Source organism: Vibrio sp. IB15 (assembly GCF_016406055.1).
GTDB lineage: Bacteria > Pseudomonadota > Gammaproteobacteria > Enterobacterales > Vibrionaceae > Vibrio > Vibrio chagasii.
The window spans coordinates 17,622-28,343 of record NZ_JAEFCE010000061.1 but is presented as its reverse complement, the minus strand read 5'-3'; the positions used below and the strand labels follow the sequence as shown (position 1 = coordinate 28,343).

The window sequence follows — 10,722 nt, the reverse complement described above, 5'->3', positions numbered from 1 at the left end:
ACTCAGGCCTTGAAAGCCGCTTAACAGAAATGTCCAACTTTACGGGGTCACTTCACAATCGCCGGGCTTTTTTGTATATACGCTAATCTGACTGAGACTGTGCCAACCGAATACTGACTAAACTTGCCACCATAATAGCTAGGTAAAAACTACCAATTATCGATTCCATAAACACAAAAAATTGAGCGATCGGTAAAGCGGGTGAAATGTCTCCATACCCTACCGTTGTCAAAGTGATAAAGCTGAAATACATCGCATTAAACAAGTTCGTTAGCCAAATTTGTTCTTCTAAACCATTAAATTCGTTAGGAAAGATCTCTAAAATTAGCAGATAGATAGTCGACCACGCGAAACCCAACAGCAAATAAATACAAATGGAACCTATGATGTGATTGGGGGTGACGGTTTTCGCTTGTATTACCTGCTTTAAAGCCGAGTAAATATGTGAAAACAGAAATACCGCTAGCGCCGATAATGTCACTATCGACAAGTTGTAACCTTCTAAGAAGGAAAACACACCCGACACCGATGCCGTGATCAATAACAAACCGTACCAAGAGCGATACAGAGACCGCTCTTTATGAATGCCGACAATCGAAACCGCTAAGGTAATGATGATCAAGAACAGAATCGTTTTTTGGCCTTGCGGATAAAACTGCTGCATCACCGCGCAACCAAAAAACAACACCAATAGTGCGTAAAACAGGAAATAGAAGTTGTCGTCTTTCGAGACTGCCTTCATCTATTTGTCCTCTTCTTTTGGCTCCAAGTCTAACCAAGAGACCATTAGCTCGTAAGACAAACTCAAGATAACTGCACCGACAAACAAGCCTACGATACCAGACATCGCCATACCACCTAACGCACCGAGCAGAATCACCAACATTGGAATATGAGAACCACGGCTTAACAGCATAGGTTTTAAGATAGCGTCACTACCGCTCACCAAAATACACCACACCAAGAACAAGCTTGCCGCAAGAGTCGATTCAACACTGAACATGTAGATAATTGCAGGCAATAGCGCAAGAATCGGAGGTAGCTGGATAATCGCAATAAGTAACACAGCCAACGCCCACATTGCCGCTGCAGGAACACCTGCAATCACTAATCCGATTGCTGACATAATTGATTGAATGACAGCAACACCAATCACACCTTGCACAACACTGCGCACCGTTGATTTCGATAGCTGGACTAATTCAACACCCTTACCATCAGTCAAGCGCGCGACTAAGAGCGTTACACCCGTCTGGCATTTGTCTGCATTACTCATAAACGCGCCAGCAATAATGGTCGAGATAATGAATTGAATTAAACCACCACCAAGAGATCCTAATATTGAAGCCGCTTTAGTGGCAAATGCCTTAAGCTCTTCCGCGTACTTGATGAACACGCCTTCGATATTTGAAGAGGCATGAACTAAGGTCGCATACACCTTTTCACCGATGAATCGGATCTCTTGTAACGACTCTTTTGGTTTAGGTAGAGACAAGGTTCCGTCCTGAAGCCCTGTCATTAAGTCGGATGCACTCGTGTAGATGCCAGAAGACAATGCCACTAATGGGATAAGCAGCAACAACACGCCAATGAAGCACAATAATGCACTGGCTTTACCTTTCGACAGCCCAGTTTTGTTTGAGATGGCAACAGCTACTGGGTACAGCGCTGTCGCGATAATCGCGCCCCACACCACCAGCAAAATGAATGGGCGTAAAATTGAAAAACACCAATAAACCAGTATGGCGATGGCAGCAATTTTAATTGCGGCGTCAATCGCCTGTTTAGAAAAATCATCGGTTAACTTCATGACACGTCCTTGTAGAGGCAAAAATTAAGGCTGATTTTGTAAGAACTTCCAATTCCTAGTCTCGAGGAAAAGCGAAGCCAAAATCATATAAATCCCAATTAACACTAACTGGAATATGCGAATAAAAGTGTTGCTATCAATATCGCCAGAGCTCATCAATGTGCTCCCAACAAGTACCAATAAGGTGCTAAATGCAGTGGCAAAGATCGGCGCTTTTTCTGAAACGGTATAGATCTTGGTCGCCATAAGAATAGCAACAAGACCGATAAACAAAGAATAGAAGACAATGTTAGGAACAATCGAAAGAATCGAGAATGCCGCAATCGCCAACAAGCCTCCAATACCGTTACTGATCACCAAAAAGGCACTTAACTTTATCGATTTCTCTGACGTAATCATTAACGATAGCAGCGCAATGAACATCATTATCAGTAACGCTTCAGAGACTTGAAAAATAAAGAAAAAACACACCACTGGATAAGAGATAATCATAGCCCGAAATGCCGCATACCAGCGCTGTCTCTTTTCGAGTGGCGCCGCTGCAAACCCTGAGAATTCAGATTTAGGTTCTGGGAAAAAAACGTGGACTAACGCAAAGATCATCACAGAAACCACACCTGATGCCGCCAAGCCAGATGCCAGTAATACTGAGACACCAGGGTTATCAATCGCCATAAATGGCAACATCAACACAGCAATCAATAACACGGTAGCAAATAGGTTCCATTTAGGGTCTACGAACAAGTAGTAACCCCACAACATCATTAATCCCACCAAAATCAACAGAGGGATTGGATAATGGTTTATCCCGCGAGACAGCAGCAAACCTAAAGCCATGGTGGCAACCACCGCCAATAACAGTTCGTAGACAGTTTCTTTATGTAGGTTTGGTTTATCAATTAAGAACTTAGCCGTAAACACTGGCGCTACAAATGCAAGCGGCCAGTTAATCCATGCAGCTAAAAAGACAGCTAACGTGACCCCGACGGTATAGCGCAGGATCCGTTGCTGTGTTTGTTGATCGAGTACAGGCTTATTGGACATAAGACAATACACTTATAAATCGAATCCAAAGTTTGCCTATTGCGTTGAAAACAAAGTTATCGCCGCTATAAACAATCACATCCGCCTGACCACCAACACGCAGCATGCCTTGCATCGCATCTCGTTCAAATTCGATAGTAATTGGCAGCATTTGAGTTTGGCGCAACCAGCCAGTTTGTTGACTCGCCTGAGCAAGTTTACCTGCTTGATCGTTTTGTCCCCAATCGACACCCCAATCAATGCTGCTTACACGACCTTTCACGATTCGACCCGGAGCAAAATCTAGAGCGACTTCCACTTCATCGCCAACCGTGACATTACCTAAACTATTTTCACGGTAGTAAGCTTCTATCCAGATATCCTCCGTCGAGACAAACGTCATGATCGCTTGGCCTGCGGAAGCATAAAAGCCTTCCGACAAGCTGAAGTTAGACACACCACCTTGTGTTGGTGCTTTAATAACAGTGCGTTCAAGGTTAAGTTGAGCTTGTTCCAACGCCAGCAATGCTGCTTTCACTTGACTGTTCTCTTCACCCTCTTTACCCATTTGTTGCTTCGCGCGTTCCAAGTCTGCTTCAGCATTCGTCACGTTAGCTCGCGCTGTTGCCAAAGTCGCGAGAGATAACATGTACAGTTTTGAGCAATTAAAAGTCTTCGTCACTGTGTGTGAAAGTGGCTCTTTTTCTGCGGCAGCGCGTAAGTTAAAACGAGCTCAATCCGATGTTAGTCAGTCGATCGCCAACTTAGAAATTGCCATCGACCAAGAGCTGTTCAATAGAGAGAAGAACATCCCCGTTTTAACCTCTACAGGTAAAGCTTTATTGCCTGTCGCTAAATCGATTCTTGATCAACAAAAGTACTTCGACCAAAAAGTAGAATCACTGGCACAAGAAGACGAGCATGAGCTTATTATTGCTATCGATGAAAGCATCATAGATACAAATTTCATTAAGATAATCAGCTCCCTAGCCGATCAGTTTCCAATCACACACTTCGAAATTATTACGACATCCACCTTCGATGTAGAGGATTTAGTAAAACGAGGAAAAGCACATATCGGCATTATCTATGCGGATGGAGAGCTCAAAGTTGATATGGATTTCTTTTTGTTAGGCCAAGCACGCTTCCTAACCGTCAGCTCTGCTGATCATGAGCTCAGCAAGCTGCCAGTAGTTCAAGATTCAGACTTAAAACGCTATCGGCAGTGTGTACAACGCAGTTCAAAGCAACGTGAGCTGTGGTTCACCTATGGCATTAGCTCCATGCTTTGGTATGCCAACACTCACAAAACCATCATCGACCTAGTAGAGCAAAACGTTGGTTGGGCAAATGTGCCTGAAATGATGGTCATGGAAGGCATAAATAAAGGAGAACTCGTTGCTCTGCCTGTTGCACACGAGCATGGCGGTTGGATAACTCCGGTAGGGTGCCTGGTGTCACGCCGTCACATCAATGGCCCGGTACTCACGAGTCTGATTGAGAAGCTGGAAGGTTACTCTTTGCAATACAATCAATGGCAAGCAAACTAGCTAAAACTACATTGCAATATCGGTAGTGCGTTTCGCCGCACTACCGCATTTCGACACATTTCACCGATAAATATCTTTGTCGTCTGGACAAAACACCCTAGTTGATGTCCCAAAGTGACATAACTAAACTGCGATCCGAAAGGGGTTGTCGTGCCTATGCATGGTTAACGAATCAATCCAAATCGCTCTTTAACACTACTGACCTAACCTCAAATCTCCCGTGTAGGCATTGCTAACGTCGCCTATGACAGCTTCAAATAGATCACTTTTTGAATTTAATTCGCCCCAGTTTATGAGTGCTCTTCGAGTGCTTTTTTATATCTAAATGAACCTTTTGGAAAATTTGTCGTGAACGTTTTAAGAAACATTTGCCCTGAGAAAATGGGTAAAGAGCGTAACAAACGAGAGTATGATTTACGCGTACTTAATTGTGTCAGTGAAAGTGAATATGAATCGCGTATGGCGGTTTGGAACAGCCTAACGATGGCTGCAACGCCGTCAGCTTCGGAAACAAAAGGCTTCATCGATGAGGCTTTCAACAAGCTTCAGCAAGACCTGAAAGAAGCTAGCCGTGAGTTGTCGATTAACTACACGGACTTCATCGCAATGGCGCATGAAGAGATCAACTACATTAAGGTATTTGTTGCAGATAAAACCTCGCAATACGGTTGGTACGCAGCCATCGCTCTGATGATCATCGGCACCGTTGCTCTGTGTATTCAGTAAGTTAGGTTCTATCTTCAGCTGAAGATCCCTTGAGCGCTTTCATACGCGCTAACTAGAAAACAAATGACTCGCTTCATTTGTTTTCTAGCCACTACAAACTCACTCTTCCATCAGATTTAGCAAGTCTTGCGTCGCCTTTTTAGGATCTTCAGCGTGACAGATTGCAGATACTAGCGCTAAGCCGTGAATACCCGTTTCAACCAACTGTGGGATATTAGATTCGTTGATGCCACCAATTCCGACTATCGGTAACTTGGTTGTTTCCAACGCCAACTTAATACCTTCGTAACCCCAATACTTTTTCAGATTTGTTTTTGTCTGAGTCTCAAACAGTGCGCTGAGGCCAATGTAATCAATCGGCAAGTCATCAGCTTCTTGTAACTGCTGTTCAGTCTCAATCGATAAACCAAGAATCTTGTCTGAACCAATCAGCTTACGTGCTAGTGCGGCAGGCATATCCGATTGCCCCAAGTGCAAACCATCGGCATCAACGGCCAATGCCACATCGACTCGATCATTAATGACCAACGGCACATCCGTTCCAGCTAAAACAGATTTAACGGCTTCTGCACGCTCAATGAATGCTCTTACGTCCCCATGTTTTTCTCTAACTTGAACCATAGTGACGCCACCAGCAACCGCTTGCTCAACTACGAACTTAAGCATTTCTAAATCTTGTTGGTCGTCAGTCACTAGATATAGTTTATAAGGGTTCATCGCATACCTTTGAAGTCGATTTCTAAAATTGACTTTCTGTCATTTTACCGACAAATCACATCCTATGCATGGGAGTTAGTACTTAAATCCATAAATTATACGGGGTAATTCAAATACGCAACTCGTTGAAAGCATATCGAAAAATCTGAACTTTTTAACTAAAGCGTTACTTATTACACAAACTATTCACTTTGAGCATGCCCGATACACAGTTTTATGGAATACTCCAAAATGAAGGAATCAGGTAAATATAGGGATAGTTATGCGCCACCTTTCTATAGCGCTTAAGATCAAGCTGGGGTTTGCCATCTGCTTGCTCTTTTTCGTCATTTCAGGCCTTGTGAGTTACAAAGGCATTCAAACCTTGTCAAACGGCTTTAGCCAATACAGCGAACTCAGCCACAAGGCGACTCAGTCAGGCAACATTCAAGTGCACTTTCTTCAGATGCGTTTAGCCTCTGAACGTTACTTAGAGTCATTGGATGAGCAATATGAAGCGAATTATCAATCAAGCAAACTCGCGATTGACGATCTTCTCAACAACTTAATCCAATCCACCACCAAAACCGATAGCCTAGCTAGCCTGCAACTCGTGCAAGACAGCGTTGCGGCGTTTGATGTGGCTTATGGATCAATGAAACAGAGTGAGCTCCTTATTGACCAACTGGTAAACGTTGAGATGGTACAACGAGAAACCAACGCACTGAAAGCAGCTCAGAGCTTGTTGTATGAGTCTTACAATAACAACGATCCAAACGCGAGCTTATACGCGGGCATGTTGATGGAGAATTTCCTCGCAGCCAAGATCACCGTACTCAGTTACTCAAACAACGACGATCTCAAAACCTATGAAGCGGGTAAAGACATCTTTGAATACGCGCTACCAGGTATTGAAGGCGATATTGAATCTCTCAAATCATCACCTTATCAAAGTGAGCTGATTGAAGACTTCTCGAACCAACGTGAAGCGTATGCAAAAGGCTTTGAACAAGTTCATCAACAGATGCTGGAGAACACTCAAAGAACCGCTACCCTTTCCTCGATTGGTGATAGCTTGGCTATCGCTGTGGCTGATGCTCAGAGCATTCTAGAACAACAGAAACAAGCGCTAACACCAGAGCTGCAAGCCAGTGAAACGCGTTCAATTCAGATCATCATCTTGCTAGCGGGGGTCGCGTTAGTTATCGGCATGACAAGCGCTGTGTTAGTCACTCGCTCAATTACGAAAGGCATCGCACAGGTTAAGCAAATCACCAATGAGCTTTCTCAAGGCAACCTGGATGTTGAAGTAAACATTGAGAGTAAAAACGAGATTGGTGAACTGCTGACTAACATGGAGATCACCATTGAATCTCTGCGCGATATTGTAGGTCAAGTGAATCGCTCTAGTGTGCGTATTGGCGAAATGTCTGAATCACTCAATCAAGTAACCAACAACAGCTCAACCAACGCAACGCAATTGAACAGCGAAATGATGAACATCTCTACCGCTGTAGACCAACTGGCTTCAAGCACATCAGAGATAACTTCAAGTGCCAACCACGCCTCTCAAGTCGCGAACCAAGCGACCGAGAATGTCGCGATGGGTCTCAAGGAAGTAGACAAGACACTACACGAAATTGGCAGCGCCGATGAAAGCATGCAGGTCAGCAGCCGGAAAGTGACCGACCTACACAAAGAGTCGATGAACATTGGTGCAATACTAGAAGTAATCAAAGGCGTATCAGAGCAGACCAACCTACTGGCATTGAACGCGGCTATTGAAGCAGCGCGCGCAGGTGAACAAGGTCGCGGATTTGCAGTAGTAGCGGATGAGGTAAGAACGCTCGCTAAACGTACCCAAGACTCTGCTAGCCAGATTGATGAGCTCATCACCTCACTACAACGTGGTGCTAAAGATGCGTTAGAGTCAATTAAAGAGAGCCACAGCACGGTTTCAGATGCTTCAACTCAAGCACAGCAAGCTTCTCAGAACTTACATGTGATTAATCAACACATCCAAGATCTGAACCAAGCCAACAGCCAAATCGCGGTGTCGGTTGATGAGCAGGATCGTCTTACCAAGTCACTGGGTGAAAACGCGCAAGGTGCAAACACGATCGCTCAAAGTAACCAAGAGTCAGTCAGCAGCATTTCAGGTGCAGCGAGCGACTTGACCGAGGTTGCTCACCACCTAGAGAGCCAAGTGAACCGATTTAGAACCTAGTCAGCTAGTCTATATATTCTCGGCACAGCTCCAAGCCAATAACAAAAAGCCCCTAACACATAAGTGTCGGGGCTTTTCTACAACTAAAGCGTTTTAAGTTAGGCTTCTAACTGATTGCTTAGAGCTAGATTAACTCTACTGAATCTTCAAACGTTGAATCAGAGTCTCTTCATCTAACTGATACAGCTCATCGAGCAAGTTCATTTGCAAGCTACCTGGGCCGCGAGAGTTCTCAGCAGCAATTTCACCAACCACGCCTAATACCGCCGCCGCAGCCAAACCGCTTTCATCACCAACTGCAGCAAATGCGCCTGTCAATGCGGTTAAGGTACAACCCATGCCAGTAACATACGGCATCATTTGATGTCCATTGTTTAACGTCACCACGCTGTCTTTGGTGACAACGTAATCTGTCTCACCAGATATCACCACATTTGCACCGTATTCAGCCACTAAGCACTGTGCAGCACCTAACGCAGCATCACTGCTATCAAGCGCATCCACACCTTTGCTCTGTGCTTGCTCGCCCGCTAGTGCGATAATCTCAGACGCGTTACCACGAATGATCAACTTATCCGCTAAACGTGCGATTTCACGAGAAGTTTCGGTACGCAGAGTACTTGCACCACAACCGACAAGGTCAAGCACCACAACCTTGCTGTTCGCGTTAGCTTGTTCAACCGCAAAACACATTCTTGGCGTCCAAACGCTGTCGAGCGTGCCGATGTTGATCACCAAAGCGCCAGAGAAAGACATCACCTCTGCCAGTTCTTGTTGTGAGTGCGCCATAATAGGCGAAGCGCCAATCGCTAATAACGCATTGGCCGTGTTGTTCATCACTACATAGTTGGTGATGTTCACAACCAGCGGTTTTTGCTCTCGTACTGCGCGCAACGATTGGATGATTTGTTCAGTTAGCATGGGTTAATCCTTATTCGTCAAAGTTGCTTTAAGCCGTTGTTGAGTCATTCAGTGCATTTAGACCTTGCTGCCAGAAAGACACTTCCATACGTGTTGCCGTTTTGAAGATATGAACGATGTTCTGACCGCGCTCGCTGTTAATGTCAATTTCAGCCAGTAGCTGATTGAAATACTCTGCACCCGTTGCCACGCCAGACTGGAACTCTTCACCACCGTAAAGCTGAAGCCAGCTTGCGTATGGGTTACCTTCCAAAACAGTGTCACTGCTTTCTAACAGCGCTTTACCAATCACAGCATAACCAATTGAACACGGAGCCAGTGCCGCATAAAGATCAACAAGATCACCCGTCATACCCGCGTCTAAAACGTAGCGTGTATAAGCCACTGTGCCGAAATCTTCAGGTTCGTTTTCTAAATCAGATTCCGTTAAACCCCACTGACCACAGTAAGTCACGTGGTGAGAGATTTCAGAATCCAATAGAGCATGAACACTTGGCAGAGCACGGCGCATATCAGCTAGTGTTTTTGCCTTATAAATCGCCAATGCATAAGCACGGGCATACTGTTTCAAGAACAGAAAATCTTGTTTCAAGTAATGCAGAAAACACGGCTGAGCAAGAGTGCCGTTTGCCAGCGTTTTAACAAAATCATGCTCGGTGTAGTCTTGCCAATCTTGCTGACAGGCTTGGATTAAGTCTTGGTATTTCATGAGATTCCTTAGTCAAAAGTCGGTACGTAATCAGCGGCTTTTGGTAGTGATTTAATAATGCCTTTGTCGAACATGAACTGCGCGTAATCATCGTAACGCTTCATATCTACTGCAGAAGGGCGAAGTGCAAAACGAGTCAATGTGTCGTTCCATGCGCGTTGGTTTAGCTCGTTGTTTAGCGTATCTGGTGAATACGCTACAAACTCACTCCACGAGTCTTGTGGGTGGTTCACGATGTAAGTCGTTGCTTGCTCGAGTGCTTTGTTGAATGCTTTGATTGCTTCGTCGTCGTGTTTCTTTGCGTTCGCCACAAAGATCAGCTCATCGTAAGCTGGCACACCGTGCTCTTCTGGGAAGAATGCTTTGGCTTTAAATCCTTCTAGGGCTAGTTGGTTCGTTTCGAAGTTACGTAAGCCACCCCAGATGGCATCTACCTTTCCTGACGCCAGTGAAGACGAAAGAGCCCAACCAACATTGATGGTTTGCACATCTGTAAACGCAACGTTTTCCTGAGCCAGCATGGTACCGATCGTCGCTTCTTCATTACCCGCAATCGCGATACCGATCTTCTTGCCTTTCAGATCCGCTAACGAATCGTTCTTGCCGTTATCCAGCACCATTAGTGTGTTCAACGGTGTTGCAATAAGGGTTGATGCACGAACGAGAGGCAAGCCTGCCGCCACATCCATGGTTAAACTTGGTTGGTAAGTGACTGCGAGATCGACCTTACCTGCTGCAACAAGTTTTGCAGGTATGCTTGGGTCTGCGGGCTCTTGAATGTCAATCTCTAGATCCTGTTCTGCAAAGTAACCACGCTCTTGAGCAATCACAATTGGACCGTGGTTCGGGTTTACAAACCAATCCAACATCAGAGTCAGTTTCTTCTGTTCCGAATCCGCTAATGCATGACCTGAAACTAGCGAAGCAAGCAGTGCCACTGCACGTACCAATTTGGTGTTTTTCATAGTTAACCTTTCCTTTTGAATATTATTATTGTGTTTGTCGATCTAATTTCTAACGAGGTTTGTTTAGATAAATAGCCTGAGCGAAGCTTTATTAA

General features: G+C 44.8%; 10 protein-coding genes and 1 pseudogene. 3 read left to right on the top strand and 8 right to left on the bottom strand.

The annotated features are described in order from the left end of the window. Positions 1–82: 82 nt before the first annotated feature. From JC606_RS18990 to JC606_RS18975, 4 genes and pseudogenes are all read right to left on the bottom strand, one after another. Positions 83–742, bottom strand: coding sequence for a potassium channel family protein (locus tag JC606_RS18990; RefSeq protein WP_198779192.1), 660 nt, complete (start codon positions 740–742; stop codon positions 83–85). Then, positions 743–1,810, bottom strand: a complete 1,068-nt coding sequence (locus tag JC606_RS18985) for an AI-2E family transporter (protein WP_198779191.1) — start codon at positions 1,808–1,810, stop codon at positions 743–745. It abuts the gene before it with no gap. Positions 1,811–1,834: 24 nt separating this feature from the next. After that, positions 1,835–2,854: a DUF2955 domain-containing protein gene (locus JC606_RS18980; RefSeq protein ID WP_198779190.1), complete on the bottom strand. Its 1,020-nt coding sequence runs from the start codon at positions 2,852–2,854 to the stop codon at positions 1,835–1,837. Beyond that, a pseudogene (locus tag JC606_RS18975) lies at positions 2,844–3,470 on the bottom strand (HlyD family secretion protein); the annotation flags it as partial. The pseudogene JC606_RS18975 and the gene JC606_RS18980, both read right to left, overlap by 11 nt. A gap of 10 nt (positions 3,471–3,480) precedes the next feature. On the opposite strand from JC606_RS18975, the gene JC606_RS18970 reads away from it, so the two are divergent. Next, positions 3,481–4,383 (top strand): LysR family transcriptional regulator, encoded by a 903-nt coding sequence (locus tag JC606_RS18970; RefSeq protein WP_198779189.1) that lies wholly within the window; start codon positions 3,481–3,483, stop codon positions 4,381–4,383. A gap of 381 nt (positions 4,384–4,764) precedes the next feature. After that, positions 4,765–5,109: a thiamine-phosphate diphosphorylase gene (locus JC606_RS18965; RefSeq protein WP_198779193.1), complete on the top strand. Its 345-nt coding sequence runs from the start codon at positions 4,765–4,767 to the stop codon at positions 5,107–5,109. Positions 5,110–5,208: 99 nt separating this feature from the next. On the opposite strand, the gene thiE is transcribed toward JC606_RS18965, so the two are convergent. Then, positions 5,209–5,826 (bottom strand): thiamine phosphate synthase, encoded by a 618-nt coding sequence (gene thiE, locus JC606_RS18960; protein WP_198779188.1) that lies wholly within the window; start codon positions 5,824–5,826, stop codon positions 5,209–5,211. A gap of 262 nt (positions 5,827–6,088) precedes the next feature. Here thiE and JC606_RS18955 point away from each other — a divergent pair, with 262 nt between their 5' ends. Next, positions 6,089–8,032: a methyl-accepting chemotaxis protein gene (locus JC606_RS18955; protein ID WP_198779187.1), complete on the top strand. Its 1,944-nt coding sequence runs from the start codon at positions 6,089–6,091 to the stop codon at positions 8,030–8,032. Between the two features lie 135 nt (positions 8,033–8,167). Here JC606_RS18955 and thiM read toward each other — a convergent pair whose 3' ends face one another. From thiM to JC606_RS18940, 3 genes are read right to left on the bottom strand one after another with little or no spacing between them, the layout of a single operon-like run. Continuing rightward, positions 8,168–8,953, bottom strand: coding sequence for a hydroxyethylthiazole kinase (thiM, locus tag JC606_RS18950; RefSeq protein WP_198779186.1), 786 nt, complete (start codon positions 8,951–8,953; stop codon positions 8,168–8,170). A gap of 28 nt (positions 8,954–8,981) precedes the next feature. Continuing rightward, positions 8,982–9,662 carry a thiaminase II gene (tenA, locus tag JC606_RS18945; RefSeq protein ID WP_198779185.1) on the bottom strand — a complete coding sequence of 227 codons (681 nt, stop codon included), beginning with the start codon at positions 9,660–9,662 and terminating at the stop codon, positions 8,982–8,984. An 8-nt stretch (positions 9,663–9,670) separates the two neighbouring features. After that, positions 9,671–10,627, bottom strand: coding sequence for an ABC transporter substrate-binding protein (locus JC606_RS18940; RefSeq protein ID WP_198779184.1), 957 nt, complete (start codon positions 10,625–10,627; stop codon positions 9,671–9,673). Between the last annotated feature and the right edge of the window lie 95 nt (positions 10,628–10,722).